The organism is Synechococcus sp. WH 8101 (assembly GCF_004209775.1).
Taxonomy (GTDB): domain Bacteria; phylum Cyanobacteriota; class Cyanobacteriia; order PCC-6307; family Cyanobiaceae; genus Synechococcus_C.
This window is the reverse complement of the sequence record NZ_CP035914.1, coordinates 1,779,233-1,796,087: the sequence shown is the minus strand read 5'-3', so window position 1 is coordinate 1,796,087 and position 16,855 is coordinate 1,779,233. Positions and strand designations below refer to the sequence as shown.

Genomic DNA, 16,855 nt, shown 5'->3' with positions numbered 1-16,855 from the left:
TCCGGCTGTGTTCTGTGCTCAGGCGCCCTCCTCGGGCGTCTGAGTTACCAAGGGGATCCAAAGCACGCTGGTTTTGGCTTTGGCGCTGCGGCTCTGCCACTCCCCCAGCTCCTGCATCAGGGCCAGGCAATCGTCGCGTCGTCCTTCCTGAGCGAGGGATTTCAAGCGGGCTGCCATGTCGTCGCAGGTGATCAGCATGGTCAGCTCCCGGCGCATCGGAGCGCTGATACGGCCATCAGGCTGTTGAGCGCGTCGCTTGTTTCTCATTGGGCCATACAACTCTTTCCCGCACGATAACGATCTCTTTACCTGCAGTCAGGTGTCCCAGCGCACTCCTCTGGCCGGGATTGCCCTTTGTCCCGGAGCAGGTCAGGGCTTGTGTCGGCATCCGTTCGTCATCACAATGCTGTGATGTCTGGGTCGCCTGTTGGTCGTGTCGATGGAAACGTCATTTGATCTGGTGGTGCTGGGGGCTGGTTCCGGCGGTCTGGCCGCTGCCAAACGGGCAGCGCGTTATGGCGCCAGGGTCGCCATCGTCGAAGGGGATCGGGTTGGCGGCACCTGTGTGATCCGGGGCTGTGTGCCCAAAAAGTTGCTGGTGTATGGCTCCAGGGTGAGTGAGCAACTCCAGGATGCCCCTGCCTATGGCGTGGAGATCGCTTCCGCCCAGTTCCACACCTCCCGCTTGCTGGCCAATGTCCGCCAGGAGGTGGATCGCCTGAATGCTCTCCACATCAGTCTGTTGGAGAAGGCTGGTGTCACCCTGGTGAGTGGCTGGGGTCGCTTCCAAGATCCCCATCGGATTGCCATGTCGTCGCGCCCCGGAGGAGAGGCGGAGCAGGTGTTGCAGGCCGGGCGCACCTTGATCGCCGTGGGCGGCCGTCCCCATCGGCCCCAGATTCCCGGTGCTGAGCTTGGTTGGGTCAGCGATGACATGTTCCTCCAGGATCAATTGCCGGAGCGGGTGGTCATCGTTGGCGCCGGCTTCATTGCCTGTGAATTCGCCTGCATCCTCAGCGGCCTCGGGGTGCAGGTCACCCAGTTGGTGCGAGGCGATCACCTCCTTCGGGGGTTTGATCGAGAACTGTCGGCGGTGGTGCAGGAGGGCATGGAGGAGAAAGGCATCGCCTTGCGCTTCTGCCACAGTCCAGCGGCGATCGAGGGGGCGCCAGGGGATTGCACTGTGATCACCCAGGCGGGAGAGCGGCTTGCGTGCGGTGGCGTGTTGCTCGCCACCGGTCGACGCCCCTTTCTGGAGGGTCTCAACCTGGAGGCCGCCGGGGTGGCGGTGGAGGGGCATCACATTGCCGTCGATGCCGATCAGGCCACGAACGTGCCCCACATTCATGCCGTTGGTGATGTGACCGATCGGATCTGCCTGACCCCCGTGGCTGTGGATGAGGGACGCGCCTACGCCGACACCGTCTTTGGCCGATCCCCCCGTCGGGTGGATCATGATCTGGTCGCCAGTGCTGTGTTCAGCCAGCCGGAGCTGGCCACCGTGGGTCTGAGCGAAGAACTGGCGTTGGAGCGTTATGGGGCCGAGGCGATCGTGGTGCATCGCGCCCGGTTCCGATCCATGGCCCAGGCCTTGCCGAAGAGTGGGCCGCGCTGCCTGCTCAAGCTGGTGGTGATGAAAGACAGCGATCGCGTGCTCGGTTGCCACATGGTGGGAGAGCATGCGGCCGAGATCATTCAGATGGCGGCCATCGCCGTTGGCATGGGTGCCACCAAGGCCGATTTCGATCGCACCATGGCACTGCACCCCACGATCTCGGAGGAATTCGTCACGATGGCCTGAGCTGGGGCGGCTCAGGCGACATTGAGGCTGTCGAGTCGTTGACGCAGGTGGTTCATCAGTCGCTCTTGCGCGAGCTGGCAGATGGCCTCCACCACTGGATCGGTGGCGGTGTAAAGAGAGCGATTCCCATCGCGTTCCACCTGCACCAGCCCGGCTTTCTGCAGTTGGCCGAGCTGGCGGCTGAGATGGGACTGACTGAAGCCGGTACGGTCCATCAGAGTGGCGACATCGCTGCTGCCGTTGCGGATTTCGCACATCAGGCGCAGGCGTGCCGGTTCGCCCAGCAGTCGGAAAAAGCCGCTCAGCTCCTCGATCATTTCGGGGGAGAGCTGATGCATGGAACACCCTTCGGCGTGTTCTGGTTGTCTCGCCATGGCATCCCCTATGCCGATACAGGCATTATGCCGTCGTGATGCGATGCGGCCATGGATGCGCGCTTCTGGGACGAGCGCTACCGGGAGGACGGCTTCGCCTATGGCGATCAGCCGAATGACTTTCTGCGGGAACAGGCGGCGGCGCTGACGCCAGGCGATGCGATCTGTCTGGCGGAGGGGGAGGGGCGTAACGCCGTTCACCTCGCTGCCCTCGGACACCGCGTCACCGTCCAGGACCTCAGTGTGGTGGGGCTGGAGAAAGCGCGGTCGCTGGCGGCGCAGCGCGGTCTTCAGCTGGAGACGCTGCAGGGGGATCTGGCGGACTGGCGAGCCGCCCCCGCAAGCCTGGATCTCGTGGTGGCGATCTGGATGCACCTGCCGGCACCGCTGCGCGCCCGTGTGCTCGGCGAGGCCGTGTCAGCCCTGCGTCCTGGTGGGGTGCTGGTGCTGGAGGCCTACACGCCCCGGCAGCTCGGCCGGGGCAGCGGCGGCCCGCCGGTGCTCGAGTTGCTGGTGGAGCCGGTGCAGCTGGAGCGAGAGCTGCAGGGGCTGGACTTGGACATCCTGCGGGAATGTGTGCGCCCGATCGCGGAAGGGCGCTACCACCAGGGAGACAGCGCCGTGGTGCAGGTCCTGGGCCGGAAGCCATGAGCGATGTTGATATGCGTGTACACTCATAAAGTGATCTGAGGACCTATGGCTAGCGCTTCGCTTCTCCAGGCCGCCGCAGGGGGCCATTCCCTGCTTCTGCGCCAGTTGTTCGATGCTGAGACCGGTACCTTCACCTATCTCCTGGTGGATGTGCCCTCGGCCAAGGGTGTGCTGATTGATCCGGTCTTCGAGCGCCATGAGCGGGATCTCGCCCTGGTGCGTGAGCTGGGGGTCGATCTGGTGGCCTGCCTCGACACCCACGCCCATGCCGACCATGTCACTGGCAGCTGGCTGATGCATGAGGCCACCGGCTGCGCCATCGGTCTGGCCGAGGCCGCCAGGGCCGAGAACGTGACCCTGCCGCTGCAACACGGCGATCGCGTCGGTTTCGGAGCCCGTTCCCTGGAGGTGCGCGCCACTCCCGGGCACACCGATGGCTGTCTGACCTTCGTGCTGGATGACGCCAGTGCGGCCTTCACCGGCGATGCCCTGTTGATCAGGGGTTGCGGCCGCTGCGACTTTCAGCAGGGAAATGCGCGCACGCTCTACCGCTCGATCACCGAGCAGATCCTCTCCCTCCCCGACCAGTGCCTTCTGTATCCCGGCCACGACTACATCGGTCGTCAGGTGACGAGCGTTGCCGAGGAGCGTGCTCTCAACGCCCGTCTGGGTGGTGGGGCCGATGAGCGGGATTTCGTGATTCACATGGAATCGCTCAAGCTTCCCCACCCGCATCGCATCGCCCAGGCCCTGCCGGCGAATCTGCGCAGTGGCCGCCCCCGGATCGATGGGCCGGACCAACCGGCGTGGGCGCCCTTGAAGCGCAGCTACTCCGGTCTGCCGGAGCTGGAGCCCGAGTGGGTCGCCGACCATCTCGCCGAGCTCACGATTCTCGACGTCCGCAACGCCGATGAAGCCCGGGGGCCCGATGGCGCGCTGCCCGGCAGCCGCAACATCCCCCTACCCGAGCTGGCGGAGCATCTCGATCGGCTCGATCCCGAGGCTGCCACCGTGGTGTTCTGCCATGCCGGCAGCCGTTCCGCCCTGGCCACCCAGCAGTTGGTCAAGGCCGGTTTCAAGAAGGTCGCCAACCTGCGCGGCGGACTTCAGGACTGGTATCGCAAGGGGCTGCCCATGCCCGAACCCCTCAGCGTCTGAGCGGCACCGGCCCGGCTTCCCTGGGTCGATTCACTGCATCCCTTCCCCTTCCCCTTCCCATTCACCCCATCCCTTCGTCATGACCAGCACCACTCCCTTGCGTCTCAGTCCCCACGAATTGCAGGACCGTTTGCGCCAAGGTCGCGTCAGCGTGATCGACGTGCGTGAACCGATGGAATACGTCGGCGGCCATATCGTCGGCAGCCGCAATGTGCCCCTCGGTCAGCTCACCGAGGCGCCACTCCCTTCTGCGCCTGTGGTGCTGGTGTGCCAGAGCGGTGCCCGCAGTGAGCGGGGGATGGCGGCTTTGCGCGCCAAGGGCTTTGGCGAAGGCCTCGCTGATCTGGAGGGCGGCATGTTGGCCTGGCAGCAGGCCGGTCTTCCTGTGGAGAAGCGCAAGGGGGCCCCATTGCCCCTGATGCGTCAGGTGCAGATCGTGGCCGGTGGCTTGGTGCTCGCTGGCGTGCTCCTGTCGGTGCTGGTGGCCCCGGGCTGGATCTGGCTCAGTGGCTTTGTCGGTGCCGGCTTGATGTTCGCCGGCATCAGTGGTTTCTGCGGGATGGCCCGACTGCTGGCTGCCATGCCCTGGAATCAGGTGCGCCCGTGATCGCGCTGCTGCTTTTCGGCGGTGGTGTGATCGGTTTCCTGTTGGCCGTGCTCGGCGCCGGTGGATCGATCCTGCTGCTTCCCATCCTCGTGACGGGAGCCGGCCTCTCCACCCGCGATGCGGTGCCCCTTTCGCTGGTGGTGGTGACCCTGCTGGCGATCGCCAACATGATTCCCTACCTGCGCCGTCGCCTTGTCGCGCCCCGTCCGGCCCTGCTCCTGGGGGTTCCGGCCCTGGTGGGGGCCTGGATCGGAGGCACGATGGTGAAGGCCGGCTGGATCGCCGAGCCGGTGCAGCTGGCTGTGTTTGCCGTCGCGGCCCTGCTGGCGGCCTGGTTGATGCTGAGTCGCCAGAAGCGATCGGATCGAGCGGATGACGAGCCTGCTGTTGCCGCTGCCACGGTGCGAGCACCGGCCCTGATGCTGCAGGGGGTGTTGGTGGGCTTGCTGACGGGCATTGCCGGCGTTGGTGGCGGCTTTGCGATCGTGCCCGCCCTTGTGCTTCTGGCCGGCCTGCCGATGCAGTTGGCGAGCGGCACCAGCCTGGTGCTGATTGCCCTGAACAGCCTGGTGGCCCTCGGTGCCCTGGGTCATTGGCCTGCCGAACGCTTGCCCCTGGTGATTCCCCTGTTGATCGGCGGTGCGGTGGGTGGCCTGGTCGGCCAGGCCCTGGCGCCCCATCTCAAGGATCGCCAGCTCCGCATCGGCTTCGCCGTCTTGCTGGTGTCTGCGGCCTTGCTCACGGGATGGGAGGGATTGCGGCGTCAACGCGCTCCTGTCAAGCAGGTGCAACACATGGGTGTCGTCGAGGGGTCCCTAACGTCAACCTGATCGCGTGGTAGCGGAATCGTGCTGACTGCTGAGGCCCTGCGCCACGGTGGCGTTTTGAATGTGCCTCTGCTGCTGCTGTCGGTGGCTGTCGTTGCGGTGGCTATCGATCGCCTCCGTTTCTGGTGGCGGTGGCGCCAGGTCGGTGCCGCCCAGCTCGAAGCTCTGCTCAATGAAGTCAGTGATCGAACCGCCGCTCAGGCGGCATTGCATCAGGAGAGGCTTTGCCGCCGATTGGAGCGATCGCTATCTCGCTGGGATGGCTGTTTGGAACTCGCCATGGTGCTCGGCCCCCTGCTCGGTTTGCTCGCCAGCGTGGTGGGCCTCATGCGTTTGCTCAGGGATCTGGGCCCAGATCTGGTGCTGCCGGCGCAGAGTGCTGCCCTGGTCGTGGGCTATGGCCAGGTGCTGGTGGGCACCGTGCTGGGTCTGTTGATCGCCACCATCGCCCTGGTGGTGCAGCGTCTCTGCCGGATGCAACGCCAGGCGGTGATCAGCACCTTCGCCGACGCCTGTTTCCACCGCCGAGCGGCACTGGGTTGATGCCTCTCGTGCTTGCCACTGCGGTTGTTGTGGTCAGCCTGACCGGCTTTCTTGCTGTGGTGCCTGCGTTGCTGAGTTCGCAGGATCTTGCCGTCGTCGAGGCGGCACCCAGGACCCGGACGGCGGGCCAATGGCTGTTGGTCCGCTCCAGCAGCGGCAGCTGGTACCTCAATGGTGATGCCGTGTCGTCCGCGGTGTTGGCCCGCTCCCTGCGTCAGGCCAGGCCCAAGCCCTCTGCGGTGCTGCTTCTGCCCTCTAGTGCCCGCACCAGTGCAGCGGTCGCGGCCGATCTCAGCTGGCTGAGGCGCCAGAGCAACGTGCCGATTCGTCTGGAGCGACCGGAGGGATTGGCGCAGCCATGAACGAGACGCCATCGGCGCCCTGGGCGCTGGCCTTCGCTGCTTCCAGTGTCTCCGTTGCGCTTCTCGCCACGGCAGCGGTGGTGCTGCCCCAGTGGCAGCGGCAATTGCCAGCGCGGCAAGGACTAGTCAGTCTCCATCTGGCCGCCGATGGCTCGCTCCGACTCTGGAACCGCCCGATTGCCGCCACCGCCCTGCCCGCTCTCCTGCGGCGCGCCGAACGCCTGGATTCCAGCACGCGCGTTCGCTTGGTGGTGGCACCCCAGGTTCCCTGGGGTGTGGTTCAGGACCTGCTCCCCCAACTTGACTCCAGCACGCTCCATGTGGACCTTGAACTCCCTCCTCCGGCGCGCCCCTGAAGCGTGGCCCTTGGCCCTTCCTGTTGCGGTGGCCATCGCAATCCACGCGGCGGTGATCGGTGCCTCCAGCTGGCGCAGCCGAGCCGCGCCTCCCGCCGCTGCGGCCACGGTGGTGGACAACACGCGCCAGCTCGTGAGGCTGAGCCGGCGCCTGGGTGGACAGGAGCCGCTGGTGCCCTCCTCCCTACTGACTCTCAGTGCCAAGTTGCCGCCGCCACCGGAGCTGGTCGAGGCCAAGGATGCGGCTGCCAAGCCCGGTGCCGAGAAGGACCCGGCCTGCCCACCGAGTGCATCGGGGGACAAGGCTGTTGCCAACGGCAAGGCTGTTGCCAACGGCAAGGCTGCTGCGAAGGCCAAGCCTGTTGACAATGCACCAGCTGTCTCACCACGCCCGTCGGCTGCTGTCGCTGTGGCTTCAGGGGTGTCCGTGGAGTTGATCCGGGCCCGTTGGGAGGAGGGAACCCTGGTGCGGAGCTGGCCTGAGCGTTTCGGCCCACTCCCCGAGGGGATACAGCTCCGGCGCTTGCCCCTCACGGCCTTTCCTGGCGTCAACGTGAAGCAGCTCAACCGATTGAGCCTCACATCCGAGGCCGATCAGTTCCTGGTGAGGGCCGACGATCAGGGGGTCTGGATCGGACGTCGACCCTTCGAATAGGTATTCAAACGGACTGTGGGAATCCGATGAGACCCTTAAGAATGGAGGGGTTAAGGATGTGTTAACCCTCGATGCCCCTGTTTCTGCTCCTGCTGGTGTCGTCGTTGGCGGGCATTCAGGTGGTGGAGGGAGGGAGTGGCTGCCAGGCGATTCACAACGGTGCCGGCAGTTTTGATCCCGCGCAGCAGAAGGTGAGCCTGTGTTCTGAGGTGGCACGTCGCAAGCAGCGCAGCATGGCGGAGGTGGCGCGCCATGAACTGTTTCATGGGCTCCAGCATCAGTTCGGCCGCGAGCAGGGGTTTCTCCCCGATGCCCTGCTCACCCCCCTGGTGCGCCAGTTCATGGATGATCGCGAAGTGATGGCGGTGCTTAGCCTCTATCCCGACGACGACATCAATGCCGAACTGGAGGCCCGGCTGGCCTCCCGTTTTCTGCCCAATGGTGTTCTGGCCGGTGGCTTGGTGGCGGGAGCGCTGGTGTCCGAACCGTCTCAGGCTGGAGCGATCGGTTCGCTGCGCGCCTTTCTCCTCGGTGGGTGAATGGCGTCAGTCCTGATGGAGACCGGCTGTGATGCCGTGCGCCTGAGGCTCAGGCCTGAAGGCGCTGATCGAGCTGATCGGCGAGCCTGAGGGCCAGGGCAATCACGGTGAGACCAGGGCCAACGCTCGGACAGCTTGGGAACACACTGGTGTCGGCCACGTAGAGGTTGTTGAGCTCATGGCACTTGCCGGTGGCATCCACCACTGAGGCGGCTGGATCTTGTCCCATCCGGCAGGTTCCGCAGGCATAACCCACCACGCTCAGGGGAGCTTCGCCGCGCGGATGGGTGGGCGCTGAGGTCACGACCCGCGTCACCGGATCAGCCTCCACCGCCTTCAGGGTGTCGATCCAGCGATAAACCAGCCGATCGTGGGCTTCTCGATTGTTATGGAGGTAGTTGATCCGGATCTGGTCGTTGTGCAGCCACACTTTGTTGTGGGGATCGGGTCGTACTTCGGTCATCGCCCACCAGGCCACCGAGCGGGAGGCGAGTCGTTCGAGGCCGAAATCGGGGATCAGCTTGCTGACCAGGGAGAGCACCGGCGGCGACTCCGCAAACAAGGCGTCCTGCAAGACGCCTCCGGCACTCTGGAGATGACCAAGCGGAAAGCTGACGTTCTTGTCTCCCCAGTAGTAGTCGTTGATGCCAAAGGAGCGGGCATAACGGCCGTCGTTGGCCTCGGCCGCCAGCTGCAGGATCGAGGTGAGCTGCAGATTCATCAGGTTGCGGCCCACCTGGTCGGAGCCGTTGCTCAGGCCGCGTGGATGCCGATCGGAGCTGGAGCGCAGCAAGATGGCTGCAGTGTTGATCGCACCGGCGGCCAGCACCACTAGATCAGCGCTGAACAGCCACAGTTCCCCGGCCACTTCGGCCTCCACCCCTTTCACCTCCCGTCCATCAGGGCTGGTGTGCAAGCGGGTCACCCGCGCGAGGGCTCGCGTCTCCAGCGTGTTGGGATCGGCCTGGTTCAGACCGAAAATCTGGGCATCGCCGGAGGGATCCTCGGGATCGGCCGACCAGCTAAGGGGGAGGTCATAGGGCTGACACCCCTGACGCTGCAGGCCATCGCGTAGCGGTTCCAGGAAGGGAAGCAGCGGTTTCGGGGCGTGGGGAAAAGGCGCCGACCGTGACGGCTCCGTGGGGTCCACCCCCGCTTGGCCATGCACCTGATAGAGCGTTTCGGCGGCGTCGTAGTAAGGCGCCAGGCTGGCGTAATCGAAGGGCCAGCTTGGTGACACGCCGTCCTGGAGGGGGACTTCGCCGAAATCCTTCTCCCGCATTCGCTCCAGGGCGGCTCCCCAGATCTTGGTATTGCCCCCCAGGGCATAGGTGGTCTGGGGAGCGAAGGGATCACCATCGGGCCCGAACCAGCGTTCGTTCTTGGGGTGGTAGCGGTCTTTCCTGAACAGATCCACATCGGCCACGTTCTGATCCTCCAGAGCCATGGCGCCGCCCCGCTCCAATAGCAGCACTTGGTGCCCTTTGCGGCTCAGGGCACCGGCCAGGGTTCCACCACCGGCACCGCTGCCGATGATGATGACGTCGTAGTGGCGATCATCGATGATCATGGCTCGATTCAGGTAAGGAACGACTCAGGTGTGGCGCTGCCACACGTAGATGAGGATGTAGAGAATGATCCAGATCACATCCACAAAGTGCCAGAACAGGCTCACAGAGGTGACCCCCATATCGCCCTTGGCGTAATTGTTAGGACGGAAGGAACGGAACAGCATCAGGGCCATCAAGAGGATGCCCGTGATCACATGCAGACCATGAAATCCGGTGAGCAGGTAGAACGTGCCCCCGAATACACCACTGGAGAGACTGAAGGGAAGCTCCGACCACTCCACGTATTGCCCGTACACGAAATAGGTGCCCATCGCCATGGTGAGCAGCCAGAGAGCCCGGAATCCCCAGAGGTTTTCCTTGTGAAGATAACGCTCGGCGAAGTAGGCCACAAAGCTGGAGCTCACCAGCACAATCGTGTTGATCAGGGGCAGTTTGGTCTCCAAGCCTTCCACCCCTTCCGGGAGCCATTCGGGGCTGGTGAGCTTCAGCAAGGCAAAGCCGCTGAAGAAGGCCAGAAAGATGATGCTCTCTGAGCAGAGAAAGATGATGAAGCCGGTGAGGTTGTGGCCATCGTGCTTGATGTGGCCTGGCTCGTGATTGAGGTTGAGATCCGGGGTGGCTGTGGTCATCGGTTTCAGGCCTCCATGGAACGGCGGATGTAATACTCCTCGTCTTTCACGAGGGGCTTGCCCAGGCCATAGCCATAGGGCTCGCTGATCACGGTGGGAACGTCATCCTCGAAGTTCTCAGCCGGGGGCGGTGAGGGAAGGAGCCACTCGAGGCCGATCGCGTTCCAGGGGTTGGCGGAGGCCTTGGCGCCGCGGGCCCAGGAGCTGACGATGTTGAGGATGAAGGGAATCGAAGCGACGCCGAGCATGAAGGCGCCGATGCTGGCAATCACGTTCCAGATGGCGAATTCTGGGTCGTAGGAGGCAACGCGACGGGGCATGCCGTAAAGGCCGGCCCAGTGCATCGGCAGCCAGTTGAGGGTGGCGCCGATGAAGGTGAGCACAAAATGAATTTTGCCGAGGCCTTCGTAATACATGCGGCCGGTGAACTTGGGGAACCAGTGGTAGATGCCGGCAAAGATTCCGAAGCCGATCGTGTTGAAGATCACATAGTGGAAGTGCGCCACCACGAAATAGGTGTTGCCGACGTGAATGTCCACCGGGGCGGTGCCGAGCATGATGCCCGTGATGCCACCCAGAATGAAATTCACCACACCACCGAGCACGAACAGCATCGGCGTGGTGAGCCGAATCTTCCCTCCCCAAAGCGTGCCGAGCCAGGCGAACACCTTCACACCGGTTGGCACGGCGATCAGCATCGTGGTGACGATGAAGATGTTGCGCATCCATTGGGGCGTGCCTGAATAGAACATGTGGTGCACCCACACGATCAAGCCCAGGAAGGTGATGATGAAGGAGGCGATCGCCACAAACTTGTAGCCAAACAGAGGCTTACGCGAATACACGGTGATCAGCTCGGAGAAGATGCCGAACACTGGCAGCACCATCACATACACCGCCGGGTGGGAGTAGAACCAGAAGAAGTGTTGGTAGAGCACCGGATCGCCGCCACCCTCGGGCCGGAAAAAGCTGGTGCCGAAGCTGAGGTCGAAGAGCAGCATGATCGCCCCACCGGTGAGGGCAGGAAGGCCCACCAGCTGCAGGGTCTGGGCCGCCCAGGCGGTCCAGACGAACACGGGCATCCGGAAAAAGCCCATGCCAGGAGCGCGCATGCGAATGATCGTGGTCACAAAATTGATCGCGCCCATGATCGAGGAAATCCCCGAGAGGGCCACGGCGAGAATCCAGAGGAATTCACCGTTGAGGAAGTGGCCGAGGGGGTTCTGGATGCTCACCGGTGGATAGGACCACCAACCGGCTGAGGCCGGTCCTCCCGGCACGAAAAAGCTGGAGAGCAACACCACCGCAAACACCGGAACCAGCCAGAAGGCGGCGGCATTCACCTTCGGGAAGGCCATGTCGGGGGCGCCGATCATGGTGGGGATCAGCAGGTTGTTGAAGCCGTTGAGAATCGGGAACAGAAACAGGAACAGCATCACTGTTCCATGCATCGTGTAGAGCCCGTTGTAAACGGTGGGATCCACCAGATCCGATGGCGGTGTGATCAGCTCACCGCGCATCACCATGGCCAGCAGTCCTCCCACAAGCAGGAAGAACAGGGACAGGCCCATGTACTGGATGCCGATCACCTTGGCGTCGGTGTTGAAGGTGAAAAAGCGCTTCCAGTTGTCCGGTGCACCGGGCACGGGATGGGGCGCCTTGAGAACTCTCGGGTCGTACTTGGTGGTGGTCATCGGGGTCAGGCGTCGTGGGGAGCGTCGGGATTGCCGGGATCATTCACCATCGGAGGCGGTGCCGGTGGCACCGTGGCCCAGCCCTTATTGCCTTTGGCGAGGCGCTCGTTATAGAGGGCCGTTCCCGGGCTCAATCCGGGAACCAGGGGATTGGCAGCACTTTGCTTCAGCCAGGCGTTGAACACGTCTTCGCTCTCCACCACCACATCGGTTTGATTCTGGGAGAAATAAGCACCGCTGAACTGGGAATCCCGCAGGCGATAACGCCCTTCTCGGGTGGGTGTGATGCTGTAAGAAATCACGCTGCCGGGAACGATGTCCTGCTTCAGGCGGAAGGCGGGAACAAAGAATCCATGAATCACATCTTCGCTGCTCATGCGGAAATTGGCCCGCTGATCGAGGGGCAGATGCAGTTCTGAGCTGTGCACGCCGTTGGGATAGATGAACTCCCAGCTCCATTGCCGAGCGATAACATCAATGGGGCCGATGTCAGCCCGCACGCCCGTCACAACTGCCGTGTCTGGGCTCAGGCCCCCTTCCACGTCGTATTTCACTTTGGGCCCGAGGGCCGAGAGGGTTTCACTCACGTGAATGGCCTGATAGGCCAGGATCATGACGATGATGAAGGGGATCACCGTCCAGGTGACCTCCAGTGTGTTGTTGCCTTCGATCGGCAGGCCATCGCTCTCGTCGTATTTTTCGGCCCGATTGAACAGCACCGACCAAAGAATGAAACCGGTGCAACCGAAGAAGATGAAGGCGCCGATTCCCACTTCCAGGCTGAAGAGATCGTCGACATAGGGAGCGGCGGTGGAGGCCGGTACGGGCAGCCAGCCATAAGCCCATTGCGACACCTGATAGCTGAGCAGGGCGTCGCTGGCCGTGGCCAGGAGGATGACGGCGATCAGCCGGATCGGCCAACCGCTCTTGCCTTTGGGGGTTGTCGATGTCATGGCAGAACCTCTTGGAGATCGGCTCCAGCAGCCAGGAGTTGATCCGCAGTGATGTGGACCCCGAATTCGCTGGCAAGCCAGGCGCCGAGGCTGCCGTGAACGCCCATGATCACAAGGATCAGGGCTCCGCAGCCCAGATACAGCCAGCTCACCTGACGGCCGAGGTCCTTGCGCCACACAAAGCGTTGATAGCCGCGCCAGATCGTCATGGCGACGATGATCAGGAGCAGGGCGACGCCGCCGATCGCATGCCAGAGCATCGTGTCGATCGCGTTCTGGCCGATCACACTGCGGATCCCCGGCAGCGGCACCGCCAGGAGCATTTCGTAGAAACCGGCAGCCACCGTGAAGAAGGTGATCACGGCACAGGCGAGCACGTTGTACCAGCCCACGTCGTGGAAGCCGGTGCGGGTCACCGGCAGCGCCAGAAAGCGGAACACCCGCTTCTCGAGTGGATAGAAGGCACCGGCGAAGTCGAAGGCGATGCCGATGGCGAACAATCCGATCGTGAAGTGCACCAGGTTGGGGTGCAGGGGGATGGCATAGGGGAGATCGTTGGCCCCGAGTTGGTCGACGATTTCATTGATCGGCGACGCGATCTCAATCAGGAGATCCATCGAAATGGTGGTCATGAGAGGGCCCCGCTACGCACCGCTTCCACCACGGGCACGGTGTGCAGTCCATAGACCCACACGAGCTTGTCGCCCAGATACACCTGGCAGAACACCAGCACTGCCAGCACCGCATCAATCACCAGGAAGCCCGAAGGCAGGCTGGTGGGATCCTTCTGCCGCACCACGTAGCGCCAGCCCGTGAGCAGGCCGAGCACACCGGCGAGGCTCCAACCGATGGTGCTGTGGTAGTTGAGGATGTCGCGGGATGCGCCATAGGGATTGGCGAGCCCGGCTTCGATCTGGCCGAAAATGATCGCCACGAAGATGGCCACCGTGGCCACCACCAGATTCCAGAAGCTGACCTCAAACAGGTTGCGCCGTTTGGTCAGCACGCCCAGAAGGTCGAAGACGACTGTGATCAGAGCCATCGCGATCACGAAATGAACCACGATCGGGTGGATCACATCGAGCCAGGGAAGATTCTTGTCGTTTAAGGGAGGCAGCAGCTCCAGCATCGGCAAGCCGCACTTGGCCTTACAAGGATGGTCAGCTTTGCCCCAGGAGTCATCCCCTCTTGTCGGATTGCAAATGTGGGTGTGCGCATGCCGACCGCTCTCCTGTGCTGTTGATCACGCCAGGTCGTCGTCGCCCCGCCGGCGGCTGTAGCGAAGTTGGCGCCAGTGGCTGATCACCTGCACGCTGATCAACACCAACACGACCGGAAGCACCAGGCAGAGCAGGGCCAGTCGGAACTCGTCCTGCCAGCTGGGCAGGGTGCGGGGCAGCACCTGATCGATCACATAAAACACGTAAAGCCCCAGCAACACGCCGCCCTCGACCCTGGTGATCCGGCCATCGCTCCAGAAAATTGGCATGCAGGCCAGGGTAGTGAGCACCATCACCGGCAGGTCCCGTTGAATCAGGATTGGATCCACGTGCAGGCCATAGGCGCCTGAAGCGAGGGCGGAGCCGCTGAGCACCAGTAACTGGTTGAGCAGATTGCTGCCCACTACGTTGCCGATCGCCAGATCCGTGCGTCCCCGCAGTGCCGCCACCAGGGAGGTGATCAGTTCCGGCATCGAGGTTCCCGCCGACACGATCGTGAGGCCGATCACCGCTTCACTCACGCCGAGCATGGCCGCTGCTGCGCTCGCTCCCTTCACCAGAACGTTGGAACCGAAGCCAAGCAGCACGATTCCGATCGCCAGCCGGACCAGGGAGCCACCCCAGCCGCGGTTGGCGCTTGCCGCATCCACCTCTGGCTCGGCCTCCTCGATCCCCTCCGGTTCCTCCTTGGCGGTCTGGATCTCCCAGAGGGTGTTGATCACCAGAGCGAGCAGCAGGGCCACGCCCGCCTGCCAGGTGACCCGACCCGCCGATGCCATGCCCCACACGGCCGCAGAAACCGCCAGCAACAGGGGCACATCGCGTCGCACCAGTCGACTTTCCACGCGCAGCGGCATGACCAGGGCGCTGCTGCCCAGTACCACCATCACATTGAAGATGCTGCTGCCCACCACGTTGCTTAAGGCCAGATCGGCGGAGCCAGCCAGCGCCGAGCCCACGCTCACGAAGAGTTCAGGTGAACTGGTGCCGAGGGCCACCACGGTGAGGCCGATCACCAGCTGGGGAATGCCCAGGATCAGGGCCAGACTCACGGCCCCTTGCACAAACAGCTCACCACCGCCGAAGAGCAGGCCGATCCCCACCACAACGTCAAGAACGGAGATCAGGAACGGCGACATCGCTCCGCAGGGCCAGGGGATTCATTGTCCTGTTCAGTCTGATCACGGACGCTGATCGGAACCAGGGCTCCTCTTTTCAGAAGCCACCTAGCATTTCGCCGCTCTTGATCGTTTGTCTTCGGTGCTCTTCAACCACATCAGCACCAGAAACCTGCGCGGTGATGCCTTCGGTGGCGTCACCGCCGCCGTGATCGCCCTGCCGATGGCCCTGGCCTTCGGAGTGGCCTCCGGAGCCGGTGCTGCCGCCGGTCTGTGGGCCGCCGTGATCATCGGCCTGGTGGCTGCCTTGTTCGGTGGAACCCCCACCCTGATCTCCGAGCCCACCGGTCCCATGACCGTGGTGTTCACCTCGGTGATCCTCAGTTTCACCGCCACGGCCCCCGACAAGGAAACGGCTCTGGCGATGGCCTTCACCGTGGTGATCCTGGCCGGAGTGTTCCAGATCCTCTTCGGGGTGTTTCGCCTGGGCCGGTATGTAACCCAGATGCCCTACACGGTGATTTCCGGCTTCATGTCGGGCATCGGCATCATCCTGGTGATCCTGCAGCTGGCTCCTTTCCTGGGGCAAGCCAGCCCCAAAGGTGGCGTGATCGGCACCCTGTCGCAGCTGCCCCAGTTGCTCTCGGGCGTGCGGCCCTACGAACTGATCCTGGCCCTGATCACCGTGGCCATCCTCTGGTTCACCCCATCCAGGCTGAAAAAAGTTTGCCCGCCCCAGCTGCTGGCGCTGGTGGTCGGCACGATTCTCTCCCTCACCATCTTCAGTGCCGCAGGTCTGCGCACGATTCCTGAATTTCAGGCGGAATTCCCCAGCCTGCACATGCCCACCTTCTCGGCCGATCAGCTGCGGCTGATGGTGATCGATGGTGCTGTGCTCGGCATGCTCGGCTGCATTGATGCCCTGCTCACGTCCGTGGTGGCCGACAGCCTCACCCGCACGGAGCACAACTCCAACAAAGAGCTGGTGGGTCAGGGCCTGGCCAACATCGCCTCCGGCTTGTTCGGAGGGCTGCCCGGTGCCGGCGCCACCATGGGAACGGTGGTGAACATTCAGGCCGGTGGACGCTCCGCCTTGTCCGGCGTGGTGCGGGCCGTGATTCTGATGCTCGTGATCCTGCTGGCGGCGCCCCTGGTCTCCACCATTCCCCTGGCGGTGCTGGCCGGGATCGCGCTCAAGGTCGGTATCGACATCATCGACTGGGACTTCCTGCGCCGGGCCCATCACCTGTCGTTGAAGGCCGCCTTGATCACCTATGGCGTCATTGCCCTCACCGTGTTGGTGGATCTGATCGCGGCCGTGGGCATCGGTGTGTTCGTGGCCAATGTGCTCACCATCGATCGCATGAGCGCGCTGCAGTCGAAACGGGTGAAAACGATCAGCACCGCTGACGATGACGTGGAGCTGTCTGGCGAGGAGCAGCAACTGCTCGACCAGGCTGGCGGCAAGGTGCTGCTGTTCCAGTTGGCCGGCCCGATGATTTTCGGTGTGGCCAAAACCATCGCCCGGGAGCACAACGCGATCAGCAATTGCAATGCCGTGGTGTTTGACCTCAGTGAGGTCACCCATCTCGGCGTCACAGCCTCCCTCGCCTTGGAAAACGCCATCAAGGAAGCACTTGAGGTGGGCCGCCAGGTGCACCTTGTGCTTCTGCCCGGTGGCGCCCGCAACCGGCTGGAGAAGCTGAAGCTGCTTGAGCGGATCCCCCAGGAGCAGATCAGCGAAGATCGATTGGAGGCCCTGCGCTCCGCCGTGGCCGGCCTTCCCGCCTGATCGTC

The 16,855-nt window shown here is 63.5% G+C and carries 20 protein-coding genes; 11 read left to right on the top strand and 9 right to left on the bottom strand.

Annotation, left to right across the window (positions count from 1 at the left end; all coding sequences use genetic code 11):
- Nucleotides 1-18: 18 nt before the first annotated feature.
- Nucleotides 19-216 (bottom strand): hypothetical protein, encoded by a 198-nt coding sequence (locus tag SynWH8101_RS09515; protein WP_254427935.1) that lies wholly within the window; start codon nt 214-216, stop codon nt 19-21.
- 223 nt (nt 217-439) lie between these two features.
- Between SynWH8101_RS09515 and gorA the strand changes: the two genes are divergently transcribed.
- Nucleotides 440-1,801 (top strand): glutathione-disulfide reductase, encoded by a 1,362-nt coding sequence (gene gorA, locus SynWH8101_RS09510; RefSeq protein WP_130129565.1) that lies wholly within the window; start codon nt 440-442, stop codon nt 1,799-1,801.
- A gap of 11 nt (nt 1,802-1,812) precedes the next feature.
- Here the strand turns inward: gorA and SynWH8101_RS09505 are convergent, their stop codons facing one another.
- A complete protein-coding gene (locus SynWH8101_RS09505) occupies nt 1,813-2,175 on the bottom strand; it encodes a helix-turn-helix transcriptional regulator (RefSeq protein WP_254427934.1) in 363 nt (120 codons plus the stop codon).
- Between the two features lie 51 nt (nt 2,176-2,226).
- Here SynWH8101_RS09505 and SynWH8101_RS09500 point away from each other — a divergent pair, with 51 nt between their 5' ends.
- From SynWH8101_RS09500 to SynWH8101_RS09460, 9 genes are all read left to right on the top strand, one after another.
- Nucleotides 2,227-2,826, top strand: a complete 600-nt coding sequence (locus tag SynWH8101_RS09500; protein ID WP_130129563.1) for a class I SAM-dependent methyltransferase — start codon at nt 2,227-2,229, stop codon at nt 2,824-2,826.
- Nucleotides 2,827-2,871: 45 nt separating this feature from the next.
- The gene (locus SynWH8101_RS09495; protein ID WP_130129562.1) at nt 2,872-3,984 is read left to right on the top strand and encodes an MBL fold metallo-hydrolase; all 1,113 of its coding nucleotides are present in this window, start codon (nt 2,872-2,874) and stop codon (nt 3,982-3,984) included.
- Between the two features lie 79 nt (nt 3,985-4,063).
- Complete coding sequence (locus tag SynWH8101_RS09490) at nt 4,064-4,591, top strand: rhodanese-like domain-containing protein (RefSeq protein ID WP_130129561.1); 528 nt, start codon at nt 4,064-4,066, stop codon at nt 4,589-4,591.
- The gene (locus SynWH8101_RS09485) at nt 4,588-5,421 is read left to right on the top strand and encodes a sulfite exporter TauE/SafE family protein (RefSeq protein ID WP_130129560.1); all 834 of its coding nucleotides are present in this window, start codon (nt 4,588-4,590) and stop codon (nt 5,419-5,421) included. The genes SynWH8101_RS09490 and SynWH8101_RS09485 overlap by 4 nt, the downstream gene beginning before the upstream one ends.
- 18 nt (nt 5,422-5,439) lie before the next feature.
- Nucleotides 5,440-5,961 carry a MotA/TolQ/ExbB proton channel family protein gene (locus tag SynWH8101_RS09480; protein WP_130129559.1) on the top strand — a complete coding sequence of 174 codons (522 nt, stop codon included), beginning with the start codon at nt 5,440-5,442 and terminating at the stop codon, nt 5,959-5,961.
- Nucleotides 5,961-6,323, top strand: a complete 363-nt coding sequence (locus SynWH8101_RS09475) for a hypothetical protein (protein ID WP_130129558.1) — start codon at nt 5,961-5,963, stop codon at nt 6,321-6,323. Before SynWH8101_RS09480 ends, SynWH8101_RS09475 begins: the two co-directional genes overlap by 1 nt.
- Nucleotides 6,320-6,679, top strand: coding sequence for a hypothetical protein (locus SynWH8101_RS09470; RefSeq protein WP_130129557.1), 360 nt, complete (start codon nt 6,320-6,322; stop codon nt 6,677-6,679). The genes SynWH8101_RS09475 and SynWH8101_RS09470 overlap by 4 nt, the downstream gene beginning before the upstream one ends.
- A gap of 10 nt (nt 6,680-6,689) precedes the next feature.
- Nucleotides 6,690-7,334 (top strand): hypothetical protein, encoded by a 645-nt coding sequence (locus tag SynWH8101_RS09465; RefSeq protein ID WP_130129556.1) that lies wholly within the window; start codon nt 6,690-6,692, stop codon nt 7,332-7,334.
- A gap of 71 nt (nt 7,335-7,405) precedes the next feature.
- Nucleotides 7,406-7,873, top strand: a complete 468-nt coding sequence (locus tag SynWH8101_RS09460) for a hypothetical protein (RefSeq protein WP_130129555.1) — start codon at nt 7,406-7,408, stop codon at nt 7,871-7,873.
- A gap of 49 nt (nt 7,874-7,922) precedes the next feature.
- On the opposite strand, the gene SynWH8101_RS09455 is transcribed toward SynWH8101_RS09460, so the two are convergent.
- From SynWH8101_RS09455 to SynWH8101_RS09425, 7 genes are all read right to left on the bottom strand, one after another.
- The gene (locus SynWH8101_RS09455) at nt 7,923-9,443 is read right to left on the bottom strand and encodes a GMC oxidoreductase (protein ID WP_130129554.1); all 1,521 of its coding nucleotides are present in this window, start codon (nt 9,441-9,443) and stop codon (nt 7,923-7,925) included.
- 24 nt (nt 9,444-9,467) lie between these two features.
- On the bottom strand, nt 9,468-10,073 hold the full coding sequence (locus SynWH8101_RS09450) for a heme-copper oxidase subunit III (protein WP_130129553.1): 606 nt from the start codon (nt 10,071-10,073) through the stop codon (nt 9,468-9,470).
- Nucleotides 10,074-10,078: 5 nt separating this feature from the next.
- On the bottom strand, nt 10,079-11,767 hold the full coding sequence (locus SynWH8101_RS09445; RefSeq protein WP_130129552.1) for a cbb3-type cytochrome c oxidase subunit I: 1,689 nt from the start codon (nt 11,765-11,767) through the stop codon (nt 10,079-10,081).
- Between the two features lie 5 nt (nt 11,768-11,772).
- On the bottom strand, nt 11,773-12,720 hold the full coding sequence (locus SynWH8101_RS09440; RefSeq protein ID WP_130129551.1) for a cytochrome c oxidase subunit II: 948 nt from the start codon (nt 12,718-12,720) through the stop codon (nt 11,773-11,775).
- On the bottom strand, nt 12,717-13,337 hold the full coding sequence (locus tag SynWH8101_RS09435) for a DUF2231 domain-containing protein (RefSeq protein ID WP_130130461.1): 621 nt from the start codon (nt 13,335-13,337) through the stop codon (nt 12,717-12,719). The genes SynWH8101_RS09440 and SynWH8101_RS09435 overlap by 4 nt, the downstream gene beginning before the upstream one ends.
- 11 nt (nt 13,338-13,348) lie before the next feature.
- Complete coding sequence (locus SynWH8101_RS09430) at nt 13,349-13,849, bottom strand: DUF2231 domain-containing protein (protein WP_130129550.1); 501 nt, start codon at nt 13,847-13,849, stop codon at nt 13,349-13,351.
- A gap of 114 nt (nt 13,850-13,963) precedes the next feature.
- Nucleotides 13,964-15,079 (bottom strand): calcium/sodium antiporter, encoded by a 1,116-nt coding sequence (locus tag SynWH8101_RS09425; protein WP_130129549.1) that lies wholly within the window; start codon nt 15,077-15,079, stop codon nt 13,964-13,966.
- Between the two features lie 121 nt (nt 15,080-15,200).
- Between SynWH8101_RS09425 and SynWH8101_RS09420 the strand changes: the two genes are divergently transcribed.
- Nucleotides 15,201-16,850, top strand: a complete 1,650-nt coding sequence (locus SynWH8101_RS09420; RefSeq protein ID WP_130130460.1) for a SulP family inorganic anion transporter — start codon at nt 15,201-15,203, stop codon at nt 16,848-16,850.
- Nucleotides 16,851-16,855 lie beyond the last annotated feature (5 nt).

What these genes read in the sequence shown, in the direction of transcription:
- SynWH8101_RS09505 (WP_254427934.1), bottom strand. Translation starts at nt 2,175, where the DNA reads ATGGCGAGACAACCAGAACACGCCGAAGGGTGTTCCATGCATCAGCTC.
- SynWH8101_RS09475 (WP_130129558.1), top strand. Translation starts at nt 5,961, where the DNA reads ATGCCTCTCGTGCTTGCCACTGCGGTTGTTGTGGTCAGCCTGACCGGC.
- gorA (WP_130129565.1), top strand. Translation starts at nt 440, where the DNA reads ATGGAAACGTCATTTGATCTGGTGGTGCTGGGGGCTGGTTCCGGCGGT.
- SynWH8101_RS09470 (WP_130129557.1), top strand. Translation starts at nt 6,320, where the DNA reads ATGAACGAGACGCCATCGGCGCCCTGGGCGCTGGCCTTCGCTGCTTCC.
- SynWH8101_RS09425 (WP_130129549.1), bottom strand. Translation starts at nt 15,079, where the DNA reads ATGTCGCCGTTCCTGATCTCCGTTCTTGACGTTGTGGTGGGGATCGGC.
- SynWH8101_RS09440 (WP_130129551.1), bottom strand. Translation starts at nt 12,720, where the DNA reads ATGACATCGACAACCCCCAAAGGCAAGAGCGGTTGGCCGATCCGGCTG.
- SynWH8101_RS09450 (WP_130129553.1), bottom strand. Translation starts at nt 10,073, where the DNA reads ATGACCACAGCCACCCCGGATCTCAACCTCAATCACGAGCCAGGCCAC.
- SynWH8101_RS09460 (WP_130129555.1), top strand. Translation starts at nt 7,406, where the DNA reads ATGCCCCTGTTTCTGCTCCTGCTGGTGTCGTCGTTGGCGGGCATTCAG.
- SynWH8101_RS09445 (WP_130129552.1), bottom strand. Translation starts at nt 11,767, where the DNA reads ATGACCACCACCAAGTACGACCCGAGAGTTCTCAAGGCGCCCCATCCC.
- SynWH8101_RS09500 (WP_130129563.1), top strand. Translation starts at nt 2,227, where the DNA reads ATGGATGCGCGCTTCTGGGACGAGCGCTACCGGGAGGACGGCTTCGCC.
- SynWH8101_RS09435 (WP_130130461.1), bottom strand. Translation starts at nt 13,337, where the DNA reads ATGGATCTCCTGATTGAGATCGCGTCGCCGATCAATGAAATCGTCGAC.
- SynWH8101_RS09430 (WP_130129550.1), bottom strand. Translation starts at nt 13,849, where the DNA reads ATGCTGGAGCTGCTGCCTCCCTTAAACGACAAGAATCTTCCCTGGCTC.
- SynWH8101_RS09495 (WP_130129562.1), top strand. Translation starts at nt 2,872, where the DNA reads ATGGCTAGCGCTTCGCTTCTCCAGGCCGCCGCAGGGGGCCATTCCCTG.
- SynWH8101_RS09455 (WP_130129554.1), bottom strand. Translation starts at nt 9,443, where the DNA reads ATGATCATCGATGATCGCCACTACGACGTCATCATCATCGGCAGCGGT.
- SynWH8101_RS09490 (WP_130129561.1), top strand. Translation starts at nt 4,064, where the DNA reads ATGACCAGCACCACTCCCTTGCGTCTCAGTCCCCACGAATTGCAGGAC.
- SynWH8101_RS09515 (WP_254427935.1), bottom strand. Translation starts at nt 216, where the DNA reads ATGCGCCGGGAGCTGACCATGCTGATCACCTGCGACGACATGGCAGCC.